This window comes from Streptomyces sp. NBC_00285, assembly GCF_036174265.1.
In the GTDB taxonomy this organism is placed as follows: Bacteria; Actinomycetota; Actinomycetes; order Streptomycetales; family Streptomycetaceae; genus Streptomyces.
Genome location: NZ_CP108055.1, coordinates 8,480,293 through 8,501,261, shown reverse-complemented (window position 1 = coordinate 8,501,261; position 20,969 = coordinate 8,480,293). Strand labels below are relative to the sequence as shown.

General features: G+C 71.6%; 22 protein-coding genes. 12 read left to right on the top strand and 10 right to left on the bottom strand.

Going from position 1 to position 20,969, the window contains the following annotated elements:
- Positions 1-74: 74 nt before the first annotated feature.
- A complete protein-coding gene (locus tag OHT57_RS38980) occupies positions 75-521 on the bottom strand; it encodes a DUF1772 domain-containing protein (protein ID WP_328751517.1) in 447 nt (148 codons plus the stop codon).
- Between the two features lie 90 nt (positions 522-611).
- Between OHT57_RS38980 and OHT57_RS38975 the strand changes: the two genes are divergently transcribed.
- Entirely contained in the window at positions 612-1,190 is a 579-nt protein-coding gene (locus OHT57_RS38975; RefSeq protein ID WP_328751516.1) for a TetR/AcrR family transcriptional regulator, read from the top strand.
- A gap of 304 nt (positions 1,191-1,494) precedes the next feature.
- On the opposite strand, the gene OHT57_RS38970 is transcribed toward OHT57_RS38975, so the two are convergent.
- On the bottom strand, positions 1,495-3,048 hold the full coding sequence (locus OHT57_RS38970; protein WP_328751515.1) for an IucA/IucC family protein: 1,554 nt from the start codon (positions 3,046-3,048) through the stop codon (positions 1,495-1,497).
- A gap of 74 nt (positions 3,049-3,122) precedes the next feature.
- On the opposite strand from OHT57_RS38970, the gene OHT57_RS38965 reads away from it, so the two are divergent.
- The 3 genes from OHT57_RS38965 to OHT57_RS38955 are packed head-to-tail and all read left to right on the top strand — an operon-like array spanning position 3,123 to position 6,736.
- On the top strand, positions 3,123-4,610 hold the full coding sequence (locus tag OHT57_RS38965) for an IucA/IucC family protein (protein ID WP_328751514.1): 1,488 nt from the start codon (positions 3,123-3,125) through the stop codon (positions 4,608-4,610).
- Positions 4,611-4,655: 45 nt separating this feature from the next.
- Positions 4,656-5,921 (top strand): VWA domain-containing protein, encoded by a 1,266-nt coding sequence (locus tag OHT57_RS38960; protein ID WP_328751513.1) that lies wholly within the window; start codon positions 4,656-4,658, stop codon positions 5,919-5,921.
- On the top strand, positions 5,921-6,736 hold the full coding sequence (locus OHT57_RS38955) for a hypothetical protein (protein WP_328751512.1): 816 nt from the start codon (positions 5,921-5,923) through the stop codon (positions 6,734-6,736). Before OHT57_RS38960 ends, OHT57_RS38955 begins: the two co-directional genes overlap by 1 nt.
- A gap of 79 nt (positions 6,737-6,815) precedes the next feature.
- Here OHT57_RS38955 and OHT57_RS38950 read toward each other — a convergent pair whose 3' ends face one another.
- A complete protein-coding gene (locus OHT57_RS38950; RefSeq protein WP_328751511.1) occupies positions 6,816-7,442 on the bottom strand; it encodes a winged helix-turn-helix transcriptional regulator in 627 nt (208 codons plus the stop codon).
- 87 nt (positions 7,443-7,529) lie between these two features.
- Here OHT57_RS38950 and OHT57_RS38945 point away from each other — a divergent pair, with 87 nt between their 5' ends.
- The 5 genes from OHT57_RS38945 (at position 7,530) to OHT57_RS38925 (ending at position 12,958) form a co-directional block, all read left to right on the top strand.
- Entirely contained in the window at positions 7,530-8,738 is a 1,209-nt protein-coding gene (locus OHT57_RS38945) for a pyridoxal phosphate-dependent aminotransferase (protein ID WP_328751510.1), read from the top strand.
- A gap of 103 nt (positions 8,739-8,841) precedes the next feature.
- A complete protein-coding gene (locus tag OHT57_RS38940; RefSeq protein WP_328751509.1) occupies positions 8,842-11,166 on the top strand; it encodes a hypothetical protein in 2,325 nt (774 codons plus the stop codon).
- A 12-nt stretch (positions 11,167-11,178) separates the two neighbouring features.
- Positions 11,179-11,571, top strand: a complete 393-nt coding sequence (locus OHT57_RS38935) for a DUF5955 family protein (protein ID WP_328751508.1) — start codon at positions 11,179-11,181, stop codon at positions 11,569-11,571.
- Positions 11,572-11,848: 277 nt separating this feature from the next.
- The gene (locus tag OHT57_RS38930; RefSeq protein ID WP_328751507.1) at positions 11,849-12,481 is read left to right on the top strand and encodes a hypothetical protein; all 633 of its coding nucleotides are present in this window, start codon (positions 11,849-11,851) and stop codon (positions 12,479-12,481) included.
- A gap of 54 nt (positions 12,482-12,535) precedes the next feature.
- A complete protein-coding gene (locus tag OHT57_RS38925) occupies positions 12,536-12,958 on the top strand; it encodes an acyl-CoA thioesterase (RefSeq protein WP_328751505.1) in 423 nt (140 codons plus the stop codon).
- Between the two features lie 196 nt (positions 12,959-13,154).
- On the opposite strand, the gene OHT57_RS38920 is transcribed toward OHT57_RS38925, so the two are convergent.
- Positions 13,155-14,042 (bottom strand): NAD(P)H-binding protein, encoded by an 888-nt coding sequence (locus OHT57_RS38920; RefSeq protein ID WP_328751504.1) that lies wholly within the window; start codon positions 14,040-14,042, stop codon positions 13,155-13,157.
- An 86-nt stretch (positions 14,043-14,128) separates the two neighbouring features.
- Between OHT57_RS38920 and OHT57_RS38915 the strand changes: the two genes are divergently transcribed.
- Together OHT57_RS38915 and OHT57_RS38910 are read left to right on the top strand one after the other, a co-directional pair.
- Complete coding sequence (locus tag OHT57_RS38915) at positions 14,129-14,926, top strand: AraC family transcriptional regulator (protein ID WP_328751503.1); 798 nt, start codon at positions 14,129-14,131, stop codon at positions 14,924-14,926.
- Between the two features lie 97 nt (positions 14,927-15,023).
- Positions 15,024-15,770, top strand: a complete 747-nt coding sequence (locus OHT57_RS38910) for a chitosanase (RefSeq protein ID WP_328751502.1) — start codon at positions 15,024-15,026, stop codon at positions 15,768-15,770.
- Positions 15,771-15,971: 201 nt separating this feature from the next.
- On the opposite strand, the gene OHT57_RS38905 is transcribed toward OHT57_RS38910, so the two are convergent.
- The 6 genes from OHT57_RS38905 to OHT57_RS38880 form a co-directional block, all read right to left on the bottom strand.
- Complete coding sequence (locus tag OHT57_RS38905; RefSeq protein WP_328751501.1) at positions 15,972-17,351, bottom strand: 8-oxoguanine deaminase; 1,380 nt, start codon at positions 17,349-17,351, stop codon at positions 15,972-15,974.
- 53 nt (positions 17,352-17,404) lie between these two features.
- Entirely contained in the window at positions 17,405-18,334 is a 930-nt protein-coding gene (gene pucL, locus OHT57_RS38900) for a factor-independent urate hydroxylase (protein WP_328751500.1), read from the bottom strand.
- A 4-nt stretch (positions 18,335-18,338) separates the two neighbouring features.
- Positions 18,339-18,728, bottom strand: coding sequence for a hydroxyisourate hydrolase (uraH, locus tag OHT57_RS38895; protein WP_328751499.1), 390 nt, complete (start codon positions 18,726-18,728; stop codon positions 18,339-18,341).
- A 2-nt stretch (positions 18,729-18,730) separates the two neighbouring features.
- The gene (gene uraD / locus OHT57_RS38890; RefSeq protein WP_328751498.1) at positions 18,731-19,243 is read right to left on the bottom strand and encodes a 2-oxo-4-hydroxy-4-carboxy-5-ureidoimidazoline decarboxylase; all 513 of its coding nucleotides are present in this window, start codon (positions 19,241-19,243) and stop codon (positions 18,731-18,733) included.
- A gap of 124 nt (positions 19,244-19,367) precedes the next feature.
- Entirely contained in the window at positions 19,368-19,676 is a 309-nt protein-coding gene (locus OHT57_RS38885; RefSeq protein ID WP_328753445.1) for a helix-turn-helix domain-containing protein, read from the bottom strand.
- Positions 19,677-19,723: 47 nt separating this feature from the next.
- On the bottom strand, positions 19,724-19,975 hold the full coding sequence (locus OHT57_RS38880) for a hypothetical protein (protein ID WP_328751497.1): 252 nt from the start codon (positions 19,973-19,975) through the stop codon (positions 19,724-19,726).
- Between the two features lie 139 nt (positions 19,976-20,114).
- Between OHT57_RS38880 and OHT57_RS38875 the strand changes: the two genes are divergently transcribed.
- On the top strand, positions 20,115-20,954 hold the full coding sequence (locus OHT57_RS38875; protein ID WP_328751496.1) for a TIM barrel protein: 840 nt from the start codon (positions 20,115-20,117) through the stop codon (positions 20,952-20,954).
- The last annotated feature ends 15 nt before the right edge of the window (positions 20,955-20,969 follow it).

Genomic DNA, 20,969 nt, shown 5'->3' with positions numbered 1-20,969 from the left:
CGTCAGGCGGGGTGTGGAAATCCATCGAGCGGCAGCCGGTCACCCGGATATCGGGATCCGGGTGACCGGCTGCCTCAGGTGAGGGCGGCGACGAGGAGGGCGAAAGCGGCGATGAGGCCGGCGACGCGGACGTAGTGGTAGCGGTTCCAGCGGCTCATCTGCTCCTTCCAGTCGGCGGGCCGGTTCTCAGGGGTCCACGTCTTGTTCCGGTTGTTGATCGGGACGAGCAGCAGGAGCGACATGATCACGTTGAGGATCAGCAGCACCCCCGCGGTGACCACGAGGCCGGTGCCGTGGTGGTGCCATCCGGCTATGGCCCAGACCGCGACGAGAGCCAGCGAAGTGAGGTACCAGACCGGCATCACGGCGCCGAGCATCCGGCCCCCGTGGGCGTGGCCGAGCTGGCCGCTGTCCTCCGGGAGAGCGTTGAGGATCGGGTTCATGACGAAGGCGACGGAGAACTCCACACCCACCATCACGCCGAAGACCACGGTGGTGACGACCTCAAGTGCGTCGAGCATGATGACCCTCTTCATTTCTAGTGTTGCTAGCAGATGAAGCAACGCTAGACCTAATACCGCTTGATTGTCTAGCGGTGCTAGGATCGAATCATGTCGGTACAGGAACGCAAGCAGCGCGAACGGGCGGAGCGCGAGCGCCTCATCGTGGCCACAGCCCGCGAACTCGCCGAGCAGCAGGGCTGGGACGCGGTCACCACCCGCCGACTCGCCGAGCGCATCGAGTACAGCCAGCCCGTCCTCTACAGCCACTTCCGCGGCAAGCGGGAGATCATCGGCGCCGTCGCCCTGGAGGGCGCCGCCGAGCTGGCCGCGGCGGTACGGGCCGCGGCCTCCGCCGCGGACGGCCCACGCGAGCGGGTCGCCGCGCTCGCCCGCGCCTACCTCGACTTCGCCGCGGACAACCCGGCGGTCTACGACGCCTTGTTCCAGCTCGACGGCGGCCTGGCCTTCGCGGACGAGGACACCCCGGCACCCCTCAAGGACGCCTTCGCCGCGCTGTTGGAGAGCCTGGGCGAGGTTGCCGGGGAGGGCGTCCACCCGGGGCTGTTCACCGAGGTGTTCTGGGCGTCCCTGCACGGCCTTACGACCCTGACCCGGGCGAGACGGCTGCTGCCGGAGGACGCCGCCCAGCGGGTGGAGCTGCTGGTGGACCGGCTCGCCGTGCTCTGACACACCGTCCCGGCGACCACCCGGCCGGGTCCCTCGGGCCCCCGCCGCTGCCTGCCCGCAACGCTTACGGTCACTCGCGCCCACACGGCGCAGCCGCGGATCGCCGGACCGTCGAGCGCCGAGCGCCGAGGCCGGGGACGATCACCGACGCGGAGTGCCGACGGCAACGGCGGCCGGGACACGTCAGGATCCGCCTCCCCGCGGGCTACCGCACCCCCGAGCAGACCATGGGTCTCACCACGGGAGCGGGTCGGCGACCCCACCGAGGTGACGCCGCCCGGCACAGCGGTGGTGCTCGCTCACCTCATGCGCCGGCGAGCGGGTTCGGCAGCGGCAGATAGCGGGCGTCCGCCCCGTCCGCGCCGGTCCACCGCAGCAGCAGGTTGGTCTTGCCGGGGAGGGTGGGCGAGGCGAGCAGGGCGGCCGCTTCGGGGAGGTCGTGGCGGGCGAGTTCGCGGCGGGCGGCGGGCCAGGGGTCGAAGCCTGGGTGCCGTTCGGCGAGAGCGGCGGCGATCTCGCACAGGTGGTTCACGACGAGGCAGTACGCCAGCCGCTCCCACCCGGCCGCGCGCGGGACGTCCGCGAGCAGCTTCACGCCCTCGGCGTCCCGGAACAGCGCCTGCACGGGCATCCCGTCGGCATTCACGGCGATCAGCGTGTTCTGCAGGTGTGCTTCGAGTACGACGCCGTGGTCGCCGAAGGCCGCGAGGGCGGGCGGGACCACCGCACGCAGGTATGCCTCCCACCAGCCCGCCGGATCGGCGGTGCCGTCGAGGGGGTTGCCCTCGAATCCCTCCACGAGGGCCGCGGCGAGCAGCGGGGTGGTCCCGGGGCGCACACGGTCGTGCAGGCCGTCGCGGACGAGGACGGCGAGTTCCTCGAAGGCGAAGTCCGCGGTGCGGTAACCGCGGTCGCTCAGCCAGGCGGCGGGGCCGTTGCTCGCGGCGAAGGCATTCACGGCGGCTGCATCCGTACGGCGGAGTTCGAGCAGGTCGTGCCGCCAGAGCCGGCGGATGTCGTTCGTGATGCGGACATCCAGGCTGAACTTCAGGAAGAGGTCGCGTCCGGGGGCGTACACCGTGCGGATCGCCGCCGTCGGCCAGGTCTCGAAGCCGGTCGTGCCGAGCCGGATCAGGCGGCCGTCCGCGAAGGCCTCCGCACAGGCATCGGCGCGGCCCACCAGGTCGAGCTGCCAGGGATGCGCGGGCAGCAGCCGATAGCCGGGCGGGGCCTCTCCGAGCGCGTCGAGGGCGGCGGTGTCACCCTCCTCGACGACGGCGTCCTCGCGCACGCCGAGCAGGACCAGCGGGAAGCGGGCATGGGCCTCGGGGGCGTACGGCAGCCAGGCGGCGACGGGGCCACCGCCGCGGGCCTTGGGAGCCGGGTGGTAGGGATGGCCGGTGACGAGGCACTGTTCGGAGCGCAGATACGGATCCTCGGGCGCCGCGACCTGGTCCCGGACCGTGAGCAGGGCGGCCACCGCGTCCCGGCTGTCGATCATCTCGGCGGGCAGTTCGTGGTGGGACACGCCGGTGTGCCGGGTCAGTTCCTCGGCGACGAGCTTCACGAGTTCGGTGTGGCCGATGCGCCGCCAGCCGCCCGCCGTGTACACCTCGGGCTCGGCGGGCCGGCGTTCACCCAGCACCCGCAGCAGCCTCCCGCCGGGAAGCCGGTACACAGGGCGTTCACCGGGTTCCGGGAGCCGCTCGGCCACCTCGCGCAGCAGGCAGTTGAGCAGGGGGGCTGCCGCGTAGACGTCGGCGCGGTGCACGACGTCTACGTCTACGTCTACGTCGACGTAGGCCGACGGGGGCGGGGGCGGGAGATCCACGCGATCCACTCGTTCTCTACGGTTCATCTGGGGCGATGACGATCAGTATGTCTGCCGTCACCGCCCCACCGTGACACCACTCGTCCCCGAGGAGTCCGACCGTGCACCGTCCCTCAGCCGCCGAGGCCCAGTTCGCCGCAGAGCTGGCCGTCGTGCGCCCCGGCCTCGCTGCGCGGTACGCGGCAGAACTGCCCGGCGCGCGGGCGGCCGTGCTGACCCGGCTGTGGCGTGGGCTCACGCATGAACCGCTGCCCTGGATCGCGGCGCGGCAGACGGGCCGGGACGGGCTGACGCTGCGCCTTTCGGACGGCCGCCGACTGCACGGCCCGCACCCGGACCCGTACGCCACGGCCGCCTACGTCACCGTCGTACGGCTCGACCAGGCCGCGTACGACGATCCGGCGCGGCTGATGACCGGCCTCGGCGTACCGCACGGCGCGGGCCTCGCGGCCGAACTCACGGACAGTGTCCTGTCGTTGGCGCTGTCGAGGGCCGGGCAGGCATCCCGCACGGAGAAGTGGCCGGTGTCCGACTGGGAGTGGGAACAGCGGATCGTCGACGGGCACCCCTACCACCCCAACTGCCGTTCCAGGCCCGGTTTCTCGGTGGCGGAGCAGCTGGCCTACGGGCCCGAGCACCGGCCGCTGGTGCGGCTGGGGTTGGTGCCGGTCCGGGTGGACGAGTGCCTGATGACGGGTGCGTGGCCGTCCGAACTGCGGGACGGGGACCGATTGTTGCTGCCCGCGCATCCGTGGCAGGCGGAGCATGTGCTGAAGCGGGCCGTGACCGAGGGCCTCGACGCGCACCCGCTGATGTCCCTGCGCACCCTCGCCCTCACGGACGGACCACAGCACGTCAAGACAGCGCTGAGCGCCCGACTGACGTCCTCGGTGCGGGACATCTCGGGCTACTCGATCACCATGTCCGCGACCCTCTCCGAGTTCGCGGAGGCACTGTCGGAACACACGGACGGCCTGCTGCACTTCACCCGGACCCTGGGCGCCGCGACCGCCGACTCCCCCGATCTCGCCGCCGTGTTGCGTGAATCCCCGCAGGTGTACGGCGACCGGGTCCTCCCGGTGGCGGCCCTCGCCACCACCCATCTGCCGAACTCCCCAGCCTGGCTCGCCGAGTTCACCCGGCTGGCCCTCACCGCCGGACTGCGTCTGCTGGAGCTCGGGGTCGCCCTGGAAGCACACGGTCAGAATCTCCTCGTCGTCCTGTCCGGGTCGGACGCGCCGGTGCGCCTGGTGTACCGGGACCTCGCCGACATCCGGGTCAGCCCCGCACGGCTGGCCCGGCACGGCGTTCCTGTCCCGGCCCTGTCCGGACGGATCGTCACGGACGACGAAACCACCCTGCGGCGCAAGCTGTTCGGCTCCCTGGTGGCGGGAGCCCTTGCGGCCACGGCGGGTTCGGCGACGGCACTGCGCGGGGCGCTGGAGATCGCCGTACGGGATCTGCCGCGCACCCCTGATCTGGCCGCGCTGCTCGAACAGCCGCTGCCCGCGAAGGCGTTGACGTCGATGCGGCTGTCGCCGGGGACGCCGGGCGACCAGTGGACCGAGCTGCCCAACCCCCTGTTCTGAGCGGCCGTTTTGGAGCCCGGCGCACCTGATCAATAGGATCCGGCGATGATCACAAGTAAACGGCTGGCGGCAGGAGTGTGCGCCCTGCTCACCGCCCTGACGGCCGGAGTCGCCTTCCCGGTCGCGGCGGTCGCCGGTGAACCCACGGGCCAGGCCGCGCCGCAGGTCGATCTCGTCCTCGACGTGAGCGGCTCGATGCGGACGACGGACATCGACGGCGGCACCCGGATGGCGGCGGCGAAGCAGGCCTTCAACGAGGTGCTGGACGCGACGCCCGAGGAGGTCCAGCTCGGCATCCGGACCCTCGGCGCCAACTACCCGGGCGACGACCAGAAGACGGGCTGCAAGGACACCGCCCAGCTCTACCCGGTCAGCACACTGAACCGCACCGAGGCCAAGTCGGCGGTGGCCACCCTCTCCCCCACCGGCTGGACCCCGATCGGACCCGCGCTGCTGAAGGCGGCCGGTGACTTCACGAAGGGCGACGGCTCCAAGCGGATCGTGCTGATCACGGACGGCGAGGACACCTGCGCTCCGCTCGATCCGTGCGAGGTGGCCCGCGAGATCGCCGCGAAGGGCGTCGACATGACCATCGACACCCTCGGCCTGGTCCCCAACACCAAGATGAGCCGGCAGCTCAGCTGCATCGCCGAGGCGACCGGCGGCACCTACACCTCGGTCGAGCACGCCGACGAACTCACCGACAAGGTCAACCAGTTGGTGGACCGGGCGGCCGATCCGGTGGTGACGCCGGTGGCCACCGAGGGCACCGACGCCTGCACCGACGCGCCCGCGCTGAAGTCAGGGCTGTACACCGACCGCGAGGAGTTCGGCCGGCAGCGCTGGTACCGGGTCGACGTGAACCCCGGCCAGGAGCTGCGGGCTTCGGTGAGCGTGGCGGCCGACCGGACGGTGAACCCCTCGTACGGGGTGCTGCTGCGGGCGGTGACCGTGCACGGCCGGGAGATCGTGCGCGGTGAGGCGGCGGGCAACGGCCGCGCCGACATGATCTCCACGGGGCTCAGGTATCCGAAGGCGGAGAGCGACGAGGACGACACGGCGGCCGAGACGGTGTGTCTCCAGGTCACCAACTCCTATTCGGCGGGCGCCGGGGTGAAGACCGCTCCGGGGCTGCCGCTGGAACTGACCGTCGATGTCGTGGACGGGCCGTCGACGGCGAGCGACGTGGCCTCCTTCGGCCTCGGGCGCGGCTGGTGGCTGCTCGGCGCGCTGATTCTCGCCGGGTTCGTCGCCGGTCTGCTGTGGGGCTGGCTGTCGCGCTGGCGGCTCGCGGTCTGGAGGACCAACTGATGCGGATCACACGTATGGTGGGCGCCGCGGCGCTGCTGCTCGGGCTCGCGGTCTCTCCCGCGGTGGCCGACTCGACGCCGACGCCCACGGATTCGGCCTCGACGGACAGTGCCGCGCCCACCCTCGCGGGCACGTCCTTCCGTGATGCGACGGAGATCGAGCAGGGGCAGACGGCCACCGCGAACGGCTCGGCGGGCGACTACCTGTACTGGTCGTTCCCCGCGGACTCGGGCCAGCGTCCCACCGTCAAGGCGACGGTGAAGCTGCCCGAGACCCACGCCACCGAGACCTGGCAGGTCGACGTGTACGACGGACTGCGGCGCCGCCAGTCCTGCCAGTACGGCGCCCAGACCCGGACCGCCACGCCGGACGCGTCCTCGGTGGAGCTGGCCTGCACGCTGCGCACGGTCCGCGCCTGGTCACAGGCCTGGGCCAACGACCCGCTGCCGGGCACGTACTACGTCCGGCTGACGGTCGTCGGCCTCACGACGGCCGACCTCGGTCTTCCGGTCAGCACCGAAGTGCGGGTCGATTCCAAGGACATCGGCGGTTCGGCCGCGGTGGACGGTTCGCTGGCCGAGCCGCTGGTGCCGGGCATCGCCGTGAAGTCCGAGGCGGAGGACGACGGTTCGACGGACTCGAAGTCCGCCGTGCTGTCCGCCATCGAGCCCGAGGACGGGTGGTCCTCCGGCTGGTGGTCCGACCGTTGGGTGTGGACCGCGGTGGGCGGCGCGCTGGCCGCGCTGGCGGGCGTCGGCGGGTACGCGCTGACGCGCGGGTCCGGTCGGCCGACCCGGGTACCGCCGGGGGCCTGAGCTCTCCTGACTCCCTCCCTCGCCCCTCCTGATCTGCAGCAGCACCGAGAAGGCCCGCTCCGGCGGGTCTTCTTCGCGTTCACACCTCGCGCAGTGCCTTGGCGATCGTGCCCTGGCCGCTCACCTCGACCCGCCCGTCCCGCACCGCGTCCGACAGGCTCAACTCCCCCCGGGCGACGGCCCCGCAGGTCCCGGCGTCCAGGACCAGCCGGGCGTCGGGCTCCCCGGGGGCGGGCCCGTCGCCGTACGCGGGACCGTCCTGCGCGCCGACGTGCAGATGGAAGTCCCCCTCCTCCAGGCGGACTTCGACGAGGCCCTCGCCCTCCAGCGAGCGCAGCAGGGGCAACGCGAACCAGTGCGCGCGTACCGCGTCGGTGGGCCGTCGTTCGCCGAGTTCGGGACCGCCCCAGGTACCGAGAGCCTGGAGCACCGGCAGCAACTCGCGTCCGCGCGCGGTGAGTTCGTACACATAGGCCGCGCCGGGCGGGGGCAGCCTGCGCCGCGTGGTGAGGCCGTCGCGCTCCATGTCCTTCAGCCGTGAGGCGAGGACGTCCGTGCTCACGCCGGGCAGGTCGGCGTGCAGGTCCGTGTATCGGCGCGGGCCGGACAGCAGTTCCCGGACGATCAGCAGGGTCCAGCGGTCGCCCACGACGTCGAGAGCACGGGCCGCGGAACAGTACTGGTCGTAGCTTCGGCGAGGTGACATGCGACGCAGTCTAGACAAGTGGTTGGACTTTCCAAGCCGCTACTTGGTAAAACCAAGCAACACAGGAAACCGGAGAGGCGGCAGCGCATGGAGTTCCGGCAGTCGAGCAAGCTCAGCGAGGTCTGTTACGAGATCCGCGGCCCGGTGATCGAGCACGCCGACGCACTGGAGGAGGCGGGCCACAGCGTGCTGCGCCTCAACACCGGCAACCCCGCGCTGTTCGGCTTCGAGGCACCGGAGGAGATCCTCCAGGACATGATCCGGATGCTCCCCCAGGCGCACGGCTACACGGACTCCCGGGGCATCCTCTCCGCCCGCCGGGCGGTCGCCCAGCGCTACCAGAACCTGGGCCTGGAGATCGACGTCGACGACGTCTTCCTCGGCAACGGCATCTCCGAACTGATCTCGATGGCCGTACAGGCGCTGGTCGAGGACGGCGACGAAATCCTCATCCCCGCCCCGGACTTCCCGCTGTGGACGGCGGTGACCACCCTCGCCGGGGGCAAGGCCGTTCACTACCTCTGCGACGAACAGGCCGACTGGTACCCGGACCTGGACGACATGGCGGCGAAGATCACGGACCGCACCAAGGCCGTGGTCATCATCAACCCCAACAATCCCACCGGCGCGGTCTACCCGAAGGAGATCATCGAGGGCATCCTCGACCTGGCCCGCCGGCACGGCCTGATGGTCTTCGCCGACGAGATCTACGACCAGATCCTGTACGACGACGCCGTGCACCACTCGGTCGCGGCGCTCGCCCCCGACCTGGTCGTCCTGACCTTCTGCGGCCTGTCGAAGACGTACCGGGTGGCCGGCTTCCGCTCCGGCTGGCTGGTCGTCACCGGCCCGAAGCAGCACGCGAAGAACTACCTGGAGGGCCTGACCATGCTGGCCTCCATGCGGCTGTGCGCCAACGCGCCCGCGCAGTACGCCATCCAGGCCGCGCTCGGCGGCCGGCAGTCCATCAACGACCTGACCGCCCCGGGCGGCCGGCTGTACGAACAGCGCACCGTGGCCTGGGAGAAGCTCAACGAGATCCCCGGCGTCTCGTGCGTGAAGCCCAAGGGCTCGCTGTATGCGTTCCCGCGTCTCGACCCCAAGGTCCACAAGATCCACGACGACGAGAAGTTCGTCCTGGACCTGCTGCTCCGCGAGAAGATCCAGGTCGTCCAGGGCACCGGCTTCAACTGGCCGGCGCCGGACCACTTCCGCATCCTCACCCTGCCCCACGCGGAGGATCTGGAGGCGGCGATCGGACGGATCGGGCGGTTCCTCAGCGGGTACCGGCAGTAGCCGGTGGGGTTGCCGGGGTTCACGGTCACGGAGAGCGGGGATGCCCTGGGGTACGGCCCCTGATCCCAGGGGTCGGGGGGATCAGGGGATGGGGGAACCCCAGATGTTCTTGCCCAGTCGGCGTGCGCCGCGCACGCCCTCGGCGTTACGCGGCCGTCTCACCCTGCTGATCCCGCTCGTGGTCCTCGCGGGCAGTCCCTGGGTGCAGCGACCTGTGCGGAATCTCTACGAGGAGGAGTTCTACCGGCAGCTGCGGACCGACGAGGAGCCCCTGCGCTGGCTCCTGGAAGCGGCGGCCCTGCCGAGCTGGGCGTTGTCCTCCGAGCGGTACGGCAGCACCTCCGCGCTGGTCGTGAACGACCTTTCCGTCCTGGTACTGCTCGTGGCGCTCGTCCTCCTCGCGCGGCGACTGTCGGCGCGCGGGGCGTCGGGCCTCCTTCGCTGTCTCGTCGCGGGGGTGCTCGCGTCGGCACTGGCCAACCTGTCCTGGTGGGGCATGCACGAGGCCTTCGTCGACGACGTACTGCTGGCACCGGCCGACACCCTGGTGAAGGACCTGCTGCGCAGCGCTCTCCTCTTCGGCCTCGCGGTCGGCGCGCTGCTCGCGCTCCTGACCGCCGGTCTGCCACGAGGAGTCACCCCGGGCTCCGCCGGCGCCGGGGCGGCGCCGCTTCGCCGCTGGAAAGAGGGAGGGCCCGGCATGACAACCGCACCGGTCCACATGCCGGTCGGGAGCGCGCCGGGTGACGTCACCCGGTATCTGTGCGCCGCGGCCTACCTCGACGAGGACTTCGCCGACCGGGTGGTGGAGGACCTCCTCGCCGACGAGGCGGGCGCGGTCGCCGTCTCGCCCGGCGTCGACCTGGTGACGGTGGCGCGCCACTGTCTGACGGCCCAGGAGATGCGGCACCGCCGCGATCTGCGACTGACCGCGGCCGTCGGTCTCGTGGCAGTGTTCGCGCCCCTGTGGCTGGTGTTCGTCACGATGCTCCTGTCGGTCACCCGGCAGTCGGGCGGCCGGCCGAGCCTGGCCACCCGCGGCCGCCACCAACCCGGGGACAGGGCACTGATCGGCACCGGGATCACGGCCGGCGTCGCGGTGCTCCTCGCCTTCGCCTTCGGCGTCGTCGTCTCGTCCCTGCCCACCCCCGGCTTCGTGAGCTGGCTGCTGGGCGCCTACCTGGCCGGGGTGCCGGCCGCGCTCGTGTACATCGGAGCGGTGGCGTTCGCGTACGTCACGGTCGTACGCCACGAACTCGAGGTCGACCGGCTGCTGCGCACCACCATGACCCGCGAGGCGTTCGCCCGGCAGCCCCGCCCGACCGTCCCGCGGCGCAAGTGGATGGCCGGGCGGCTCGCGGCCATCAGGGAGGCGCAGGACGGCAACGTCACGGTGTACAGCGGGTACGCGCCCTTCATCGGCTACTCCGGTGCCGCCTCGCAGTGGCCGCTCGCCGTGCCGATGCTGCCCGCCGACACCCCCGTCGGCGGTAACTCCCGGCCGGCCGTGCCGGAGCCGTTCACCGTCACCGAACTCGTCGACCACGTACGCGCGCGCCTCCGGGCGACCTCGGCGCGCGGTACGGCCGACGGGACGGCGGCGGCCGGAGAGGAGTCGCTGGGGGCCCTCGTCATCGAGGACCGGATCTTCGCGAGCGGCACGAGCATCGGTGACGACGAGCGGTTCATCCGGACCACGAGCCTCGCCCCGGCCGGCCGGGTGTCGGCCGACGAGGTCGAGCGGATCGTGGAGCGACCCACCGGCGCGGTCCGCCACTGTCTGGCGGTGCATGTGCCGCTGTGGGGCGGGGACGTGGTGCCCAGTGTGTTCCTGCACTTCTCGACCACGGGCAGAACACTCCACCTGTACTGCAGCAACCACGTGCTCGGCCCGGTGCGTGCCGACTACCACGTCGTGGACCGGCTGCGCGGCCCGCTGACCGCCGACGCGCGACGCGGGTTGCTGCTGGACGCCGTCTCCCGTACCGGCGGGGCCTTCTTCGCCGCCCCGTTCCGGGCACTGCACCAGGCCCGCTTCGAGACCCGGCACAACAGACGTATGACAGACGAACTGAAGGCCCTGGAGCAGGACCCCGTCTACGACTTCGGCGCCCGGCTGAGCGTCCGGGAGCTGGCGCTGAGCCCGAACTACCACAACTACTTCCAGGTCGTGGACGCCACGCGGATCACGTCCCTGGTGGAGCGCCACACCCTCGCCGCGATCCGCGAGTTCCTCGACACCCGCGGCTACGACACCACCGACTTCCGCGCCCAGCAGCAGACCATCCTCAACCAGGGCCTCATTCAGCAGGGCGGAATGAGCATCATCGGCAACCAGGCGATCGGCGCGGGCGCGACCGCCACGCAGAACGTCCCCCAGCAGTCCGGTACGGCCGCCCTGGGCGGCGTCGGCGGTTCCGGCAAGTAGGAGGTCCGCATCATGGACAGCGACGACAGGCGCCAGGACCCTCCGGTCAACAACGGCCTCATGATCAGCGGCGGTACCCACTACGTGGGCAACCAGGCCGTGGGACACGGCGCCCAGGCGTTCTCCGGCTCGGTCTCCTTCCAGCCGCAGGACGTCGAGCGTACGGCCGAACTCATCGCGCACGTCGAGCAGTTGCTGGAAGAGCACCGCGCGGCGCTCGCCGACCCCGACGCCACTACCAGGGAGCTGCGCCGGCTGCGCGAGGAACTCGACGAGTCGGACCCGCAGCCCACGGTCCTGAGGCGGGCCCTGACCCGCCTCAACGAGTTCGTCCAGCCCGTGACCCCGCTCGTCGTCGCGGTCGGCCAGCTCGCACAGTCGGTGCAGGGGCTGCCGGGGATCTAGGGGCCGGGTCCCGGCAGGCGGCGATCCGGCACGGTGCAGGGGAGGCGGGCGGCCCGATCGACGACGGGCGGGCCGTTTCCTACGGATTCTCACCGCTCGTCGTCTCGGTCCACTGCCGTACGCCAGGGCGTTGGGCACGCCGGGTCGACCGGGGACGGGACACGGGCGGCCGGTGAGCGCGGGTGGGATGTCAGACCCGGGTCGTAGTCTTCGAGTGGGCTGGTCGCAAGCGGGTGGCAGCCCTTCGACCAGGCCGTTCACCGGGGAGGTGCCCTTCGTGACCCGATCGCCCACCGCCGCGCAGCGGCGTGTCATCGACGCCGCCGATCCCGTCACGGGGCGGCTGAGGGGCACCGCGACCCAGCTCGACGCGCTCGTCAGGCGAGGGTTGGCCTTCCGGCATCCGCGGCCGCCGCACGACCACTTCCTCACGCCGGCCGGGCACCGCGTACGGGAGACGGTCGTGGAGCCGCCCGAACCGTCCGAGCCGCCGGCCGCCCCGGCCGCCGGCGTGTTCGCCGCACATGTCGGCGGCACGGAGGAGCCCGTGGTCGCCGGTCCGGCCCGGCTGCGGGAGGTGCACAGCGCCTGGCAGGGGCTGCTGGAGCTGCGCCGGATGACCCACACGGACGGCGCCACCGACCGGCCGTGCGCCTGGGAGCGCGCGCATCTGGTGCAGGCGGCCGCACTCGCGCTGGAGGCGGCCGGGCACCCGCCGGAAGCGGGGGGCTCGCCCGGGTACCGGGTCCGCGCGACCCCGCAGCCGGAGGCCGTCGCCGTGCACGGCCCGGACGCCGAGACGCTCCGGGCCTGCGCGATCACGTTGCAGGGCGCCGGCTGGCAGGTCGGCGAGTACACCCAGCCACGGACCGGAGCCCGGTACCTGCTGGCCTCCCCGCGCCGGGTGTAGCGGACACGTGTCAGGATCGCTCCCACAACTGCCGTGGTACGAGAGGGGATTGACGTGAGCGAGACGTATTCCGTGCCGGTGACCGTCCGCGGGTACGAGACGGACGTGCAGGGCCACCTCAACCAGAGTGTGTACCTCAACTACGCGGAACACGCCCGCTGGTCGCTGCTCGACGCCGCCGGAATCACGCAGGCCCGCCTCATCGCGGGCAGGGTGGGCCCGGTGGCGCTGGAGACCACCATCCGCTACCGGCGGGAGCTGCTCGCCGGCGACGAGGTCGACGTGACCTGCGGCTTCGAGTGGGGCGAGGGCAAGACGTTCCGAATACAGCAGACGATCCGCAGGAAGGACGGCACCGTGGCCGCCGAGATCACCGCGGTCGGCGGCCTGCTGGACCTCGAGAAGCGGCGACTGGTCGCGCACCCGGCCGAGGTCTTCAAGGAACTGGCCGCCGAACCGGCCCTGTTCGGGCTGTAGGCCGGGCGGCCCCGGGCCCACCCCACACGGAGGAGCTTCCGCGGGGGTGGGGTTGCCGGCGGGCGCTCCGGGTGGGGGACAGTATCGCTGGGGGCTCGGTCTCCAGCGAGGATGCGAGCGGCCTCCCGGCTGCGCCTCGCCCCGCGTCTCACGAGTGCGCGAACCGCCCCCACCCGGGGGACCCGGACCCGTCCGGTCAGCTCCCCCCGGCCCGCCGCCGGGGGTCCTCGCCGAACGCCTCCCTGTGGTCCTCGGCCCACGCGCGATACGTCCGCGCCGGACGCCCGAGCACCTCCTCCACGTCCCCCGTGACCACCTCGTTCCCGCCCTCGCCGACGAAACGGATGCTCCGCAGCATGCCCTCCGCGGACTCCTCGCTCCAGCCCGAGGCGACCAGCAGTTCGCGGGTCTGCGGCGGGGTCAGGTCGCGCAGCTCCACACGGCCGCCGAGCACCTCGCCCAGGGTGGCCGCCTGGTCCTGGGGGCTGACGGTGTCCGGACCGGTCAGGGTGTACGTCCGCCCCACGTGCTCCGGGCCCAGCAGCGCGGCCACGGCGATCTCGGCGACGTCCCGCGGGTCGACGACACCTTGCCGGCCCTCCCCCAGCATGTTCGGGACGGGTTCCCCCGCCCGGACCGCCTCCGCCCACCGCAGCGTGTTGGACGCGAAGGCGGACGGGCGCAGGATCACCCACTCCAGGCCGCTTTCCCGGACCGCCTCCTCGCCGTGGCCGTGCGCGATACCGCCAAGGCCCGTCCTGGGGTCCCCCGCCCTGACAGCGGAGAGCTTCACCACGCGCCGTACCCCCGCCGCCCGCGCCGCCTCCACCATCCCCCGGTCGCTGTCGGCGTCGTCCGGTCCGAAGACGCCGACGAGGAAAGCGGCGTCGGCGCCCGCCATGGCCGACGCCACGGAGTCCGGATCGCGATGGTGCCCCCGGACCGCCTCCACGCCGGGCGGCAGGTGGGCCGTCCCCGGGTCCCGCGTGAGCGCGCGCACCTTCTCACCGCGGGCCACGAGCTGTCGTACGACGTCACGTCCGATGGTGCCCGTGGCACCCGTCACCAGAATCATGGCCACCACGGTGGACGCCGCACCCCTGCGGCCGATAGGAAATTCCGGCACGTTTCACGCGCCCGAACCCCCGGCCCCGCGCTTACGGTGGACGCGTGACCAACTCCGTTTACGAGCGGGCCCTGCGCACCCCCGACGAGCTGCGTCCATGGATCGCCGGGATCGGGACCCTGACCGTCGAGACCGATCCGCGGGAGCCGTTCGTGCACCTGCCGGACCCCACGACCAAGGTGATCATCCGCAGCGAGGCGGCCGGCCGGCCCACCCTGCTGGTCTCCGGACCCCGCGTCCGGGCCACCTACCACACGGGCAAGGGCCAGGCGTCCTGCACGGAGGTACGGCTGGTGCCGGGGATCATCCGGCCGCTGCTCGGTGTCCCGGCCGTCGACCTCGTCGGACGGGTGGTGCCGCTGGACGCGCTGCCGGGCCGGACCGCGCGGCAACTGGCCCGCGAGCTGCGGTGGCTGGAGTCCGAAGAGGCGGTGGCCCGGCTCGCGGACGTCCTCCCGGAGCGGCTGCCCACCGCGGCCGACGGGGCACGGGCCGACCTGCTGCGGGCCGCGGTCGCCGCGCTGTCCGTCCGTTCGGGCCGCGTACCCGGTCAGGTCAAGGACGTGGCTCGCGAACTCGCCGTCAGTGAGCGCCAGTTGCGCAACCTGTTCAGCGAGGGTGTCGGTCTCTCACCGAAGCACTACGCCCGCGTCGACCGCGTCCGCGCCGTACTCGCCCATGCCACCGAACTGGCCTCGGCCGAACTGGCGGCCGTCACCGGCTACTACGACCAGTCCCACATGACGTCCGACTTCCGCACCCTGATGGGCGTCCCACCGCGCTCCTACTTCACCGGACGGCTTCCCTCTCCCCGGTCCTGCCAGCCGATCGACAGCCTGTGACGCGCATGCACAGCGATCCGCCAACGGCACCCCACGGCATTCCCAGGTCGGCGCGCGACTCTCGACTCTCCTTCACAGCGACGTACTCGGTGCCGGCGTGCTGAGCCGGTTGCCGGCCGCCGAGGCCGCAAACTCGGCCGGGCTCGCCGCCCCGGCCAAGAAGGACATCGCGATGCGGCTGGTGTCCAGCGCGGAGAACTCCTCCCTGGACTGGGAGGCGCAGTACGCGTACATCGAGGACATCGGGGACGGCCGTGGCTACACGGCGGGCGTCATCGGATTCTGCTCCGGTACGAGCGACATGCTGGCGCTGGTCGAGCTCTGCACGGAACGGGACCCCGACAACCCCCTCGCCCCCTATCGCCTCGCCCTGCGCGCGGTGGACGGCACCGACTCGCACGAGGGACTAGACCCGGGCTTCCCGGCGGCCTGGCGGCAGGCGGCCGGCACCTCCGTGTTCCGCGAGGCGCAGCGGGACGAGCGGGACCGGGTCTACTTCGACCCGGCGGTGGCGCGCGCCAGGAAGGACGGGCTCGGCACGCTCGGCCAGTTCGTCTACTTCGACGCGATGGTCATGCACGGCCCCGGCACCGACGCCCTGAGCTTCGGCGGCATCCGCGGCCGGGCCCGCGAGGACGCGGCTCGCCCCGCGGACGGCGGCGACGAGACCGGGTATCTGCACGCCTTCCTGGACGCGCGGGTGCGGGCGATGCGGCTGGAGGCGGCGCACAGCGAGGTGAGCCGGGTGGAGACGGCCCAGCGGGTGTTCCTGGAGGCGGGCAACCTCGACCTGGATCCGCCCCTCAAGTGGCGGGTGTACGGGGACAGTTACGAGATCGACTGAGCGGGGGCGGTCGCGTCCTTGTCGGGGCCCGCGTCGACCAGGGATCGGATGCGTCCGGCCGCCGGTCACCGTGCCGGACAGGACCGTTCCGGGGCGCGTGCGTCCAACACGCGCCCCGGGCACGGCCGCCGTGGAACCCGCAAACCGGGGTCCATGGCCGCCGACCGGGAGCCGTCCCTCCCGGCCGGAGTTCTGGGGGCGTCAGCCCTGCGCGGCGATCCGGGCCAAGCGCTGGGCCTGTTCCCGTGTGGAGCGGGCGATGGCGTCCTCGTCGACGTGCAGCAGGCGGCCGTTCTCGACGATCTGGCGGCCGTTCACGAACGAGGCCGTGACCGGTGCCGCCGCGCCGAAGACCAGCGCGGTCACCGGGTCGGCGATCGAGGCGTGCGCGAGGGTGTCGAGCTTCCACAGCACCAGGTCGGCGAGCTTGCCGGCCTCCAGTGAGCCGGTCTCGGCGGCCCGCCCCAGCACCTGGGCGCCGCCGTACGTCCCGAGGCGCAGGGCCTGACGGGCGTTGAGGGCCGCCTCGCGGTGCGCTCCCAGACGGTTGATGAGGAGCGCGTTGCGCAGTTCGGTGTGGAGTTCGCCGGACTCGTTGGACGCCGTGCCGTCGACGCCGAGGCCGACCGGGACGCCGGCCGCGAGCATGTCCGGGACCCGGGCGATGCCGGCGGCGAGGCGGGCGTTGGACGAGGGACAGTGGGCGACACCCGTCTTCGTACGGGCGAAGGCCGCGATGTCGGAGTCGTTCATGTGGACGCAGTGCGCCATCCACACGTCCTCGCCGAGCCAGCCGGTGGACTCGAAGTAGTCGGTGGGGCCCATGCCGAACAGTTCCTTGCAGAACTGCTCCTCCTCGACGGTCTCCGAGCCGTGGGTGTGCAGGCGCACCCCGAGACGGCGGGCCAACTCGGCGCCCTCGCGCAGGAGTTCGGTGGAGACGGAGAACGGCGAGCAGGGCGCGACGGCGATCTGGGTCATGGCGTCGAAGGACGGGTCGTGGTGCTCCCTGACGGTGGCCTCGGTGGCGGCGAGGGCGCCTTCGAGGGTCTCGACGGCGAAGTCCGGAGGCAGGCCGCCGTCCTTCTGGCTGCGGTCCATGGAGCCGCGGGCGAGGGTGAAGCGGACACCCGTCTCGCGGGCGGCGCGGATGATCGCGCCGGACAGGTCCCCGGAACCGGCGGGGAAGACGTAGTGGTGGTCCATCGCGGTGGTGACGCCGCCGCGGGCCATCATCGCGAGGGAGCCCTGGGCGGCCGAGTACACCATCTGCTCGTCGATGCGCGCCCAGGTCGGGTACAGCGCGACGAGCCAGTCGAAGAGGTTGTGATCGGTGGCGAGGCCCCTGGTGATCCACTGGTAGTAGTGGTGGTGGGTGTTGACCAGGCCGGGCGTGACGAGGTGGCCGGTGGCGTCGATACGGCGGACGACGTTCTCCAGGCCCTCGGGGGCCCTGCCCGCGCCGAGCGACTCGATGCGGTTGCCGGCGATGACGACGTGCCCGTCCGCGTACTCGGTGTCGTTCGCGTCGACCGTGGCGAGTGAACAGTTCTCGATGACAATGCGCTGGGCGGCTGCCATGGTTCTTCCTTCTTGGTTCCGGGCTTGGTTCCGGGGAGAGGACACAGCAGGGCTCACAGGTTGGTCAGGTCCACCGGGATCCGCGGCTCGACGCCGTCCCGCAGGACGGTCCCCTCGATCAGGCCGTAGGGCCGGTCGGCCGCGAAGTAGACAGCCCCGTCCTCGGTGGCGTTCTTGACGCCGAACGGCTCCAGGTCCACCAGGAAGTGGTGCTTGTTCGGCAGCGAGAAGCGGACCTCGTCGATCTCGGCACGGTTGTCGATGATCCGCGAACCCATTTGGTAGAGGGTCTGCTGGAGCGAGAGCGAGTACGTCTCGGCGAAGGCCTGGAGCAGGTGCGTCTTCACCTGCTCGTAGGACTCCTCCCAGGGGGGCATCGGCTGCTCGTCGTCGGACCAGTTGAAGCGCCAGCGGGCGGAGACGGCGGTGGCCAGGATGCGGTCGTACGCCTCGGGCAGGGTCGTGTACTTGTCCTTGACGTAACCCCAGAACTCGGAGTCGGTCGAGTTCATGACGGTCAGGTCTTTCAGCCCGGAGACGACCTCCCAGGCGGAGCCGTCGTACGTGATCTGGGTCAGGCGGGTCTCCTGGCCCTGGCGGACGAAGGAGTGCTTCTCCTGGCCGGCCGTCCCGATCCGCTCCCAGGCGTACTCCTCGATGCGGATCCGGGCGGTCCTGATCGGCTCCTGGCTCGTCACGAAGTGCCGGGCGAGGTGGATGCCGAACTGCTCGGCGGACTCGATGCCGTGCTCCTTGGCGAACGCGTACACCGTGTTCTTGGTGGTATCGGTCGGCAGGACGTTGGCGTTGGAGCCGGAGTAGTGGACCTCCTCCATGTCGCCGCTCAGCGACACCGAGACGTTGAGGTCCTTGATGTGGTGGGTGGCGCCGTCCCGCGTGATCTTGACGACCCGGTTCTCGGCCTTGCCGTACTGGTTCTGCCCCAGGACCACGGGGCGGGCAGGGCGGGGGTTGACGGTCATTTAGCTAGCTCCCTCGGTAAACGGAGTAGCCGAACGGGTTGAGCAGCAGCGGTACGTGGTAGTGCTCGCCGGGCGTGACGGCGAAGGTGATCGCCACCTCCGGGAAAAACGCACCGCTGTCCCGGTTCGCGGGGGCGTCCTGCTGCGCATCGGCTTGCTTCTTCGCGAAGTACGGTTCGACCTCGAAGTCGAGCCGTACGTGGGTGGTCCCCTCCGGCAGCGCCGGCAGGTCCTTGCACCGCCCGTCCGCGTCGGTCGCGGAGCCGCCGAGGGTCCGCCAGTCCGCGTCGCGCCCGGGGCGGGCGGACAGCTGGACGGCGACTGCCCCGGCGGGGCGGCCGATGCTGGTGTCGAGGATGTGTGTCGACACCGAGGCGGTGGTGCTCGTACTCATGGTCAGGCGTCCTCTTCGACGATGCGGGCGAGCCGGATGCGGTTGATCTTGCCCAGCTCGGTGCGGACGATCTCGCGTTCCCGCTCCGGCGGGTTGCCGATCCGTTCCCTGACCGCGTCGCGCATCTGCTCGCCGGTGCGGCCGGTTGCGCAGATCAGGAAGACATGACCGAAGCGCTCCTGATACGCCAGGTTCAGTTCGAGCATCTGTGCCTTGAGCCCTTCGGAGGCGCCGGCCATGCCGCGCTGCTCGCGGGCCGAGGTCGGGTCGCCCGGCTCGGGGCGGCCGATCGGCGGGTGGCCGGCCATCGCCTCGGCGAGGTCGGCGGCGGTCAGCTCCGCCATGGCGTCGTCACTGGCGGCGTAGAGGTCCTCCGCGGTCACGCAGGGCCGGGCGGCGAGCAGACGCCGAGCCCACGCCGTGGAGGCGCACACCTCCAGGAGGGCCGCATGGGCCGCGTGCTCCTCCAGGACGTTGAACCGGGCCAGGCCGGGGGGCGTGGAAGTCGAAGTCACGGGAGTCAGCTAACGCCTCGACGCGACATCACGTCAACACTTTGTTGAAAATTCTGGGTAACGGAGCCCGTCCCGGATCCCCGCCCGCGATCCCCCGCGATCCCCCGTAACCCCCTGGGACTCCCTACGATTTCTCGCGGTTCAGGTAGTTGTAGACCGTGAAGCGGCTCACCCCGAGCGCGCTCGCCACGGTCTCCACGCCATGTCGTACCGAGAAGGCGCCGCGCGCCTCCAGTATCCGTACGACCTCCTGCTTGGCCTTGCGGTCCAGGTCCGCGAGGGGCCTGCCCTGCTTGCGCTCCATGGCGGCCAGGATGTGATCGAGGGAGTCCGCGAGCTGGGGCAGCCGTACGGCGACGACATCGGCGCCCTCCCAGGCGAGCACGACGTCGTCGGGACCGGCCTCGTCCGGCGGAAGCAGTTCGCCGCCCATGGCGTCCACCAGCGGCTTGACCGCCGTGATGAAAGGCTCGTCGCCGGTCACTCGCCACCTTCCCCGAGCACGTTGAGCTGGAGCGAGATCCGGGTGGCGCCGGACTCCAGCGCCTTGCGCAGGAGGGCGTCCACGGCACCCAGAACCTCGTCGGCGCCGCCTTCCGCGGTGTTGCCGAACGGGCCGACGTCCACCGCGTCCAGTTCGGCCGCCTCGATGACCTCGCGGGCCACGAGCGCGTGCGCCGGGGCCTCGTCGAGGTCGAACGGCTCGGTCGTGAACTCCACTCTCAATCGCACGCGCACAACCTAACGCGCGGTGTCGTTTTCCGCCGAGCCCTCTTGACAACCTGTTCGACCCGACGACAATCTTCCAATAAGCAGAAAACAACTTCCGCATCACGGAATACTCGACACGGAAGGGAGGCGCCGAGACCCCATGCCGACTTTTGGACCGGGCACCGCCACAGAGCAGCGCTTCAACGTCAACCTGTCGATCCTCTTCACGGAACTCCCGCTCCTGGAGCGCCCGGCGGCAGCCGCCGCGGCCGGCTTCACCGCGGTCGAGCTGTGGTGGCCCTGGATCGACACCCCCACCCCCGAGCAGTCGGAGCTCGACGCCCTCAGGAAGGCGATCGAGGACGCGGGCGTCCGGCTCACGGGCCTGAACTTCTACGCCGGCCGGCTGCCGGGGCCGGACCGCGGCGCCCTGTCCGTCCCGGGCGCGGAGTCGGAGAGGTTCCGCGCCAACATCGACGTGGCCGCAGGCTTCGCCCACTCCGTCGGCGCCACGGCGCTCAACGCCCTCTACGGCAACCGCGTCGAGGGGGTGGACCCGGCCGAGCAGGACGCCCTCGCGCTGCAGAACCTGGTCCTCGCGGCCCGCGCGGCCGACCGGATCGGCGCGATCCTCCTGATCGAGGCCCTCAACAGGCCGGAGTCACCGCGGTACCCGCTGGTGTCGGCCCCGGCGGCGGTCGGCATCGTCGACAAGGTGAACCGGGCGACGGGCCTGGACAACGCGCGCTTCCTCATGGACCTCTACCACCTGTCCATGAACGGCGAGGACCTGCCGGCGGTGATCGAGGAGTTCACGCCGAAAACCGGCCACGTCCAGATCGCCGACAACCCCGGCCGCGGAGCCCCCGGCACCGGCTCGCTCCCGTTGGCGGACCTCCTCGGCCAACTGCGCAAGGCGGGCTACGACGGCTGGGTCGGCCTCGAGTACAAGCCGGGCGACCGCCCGAGCGCCGAGGCCTTCGACTGGCTCCCCCGCTGACCCTCCCTTCCGGAA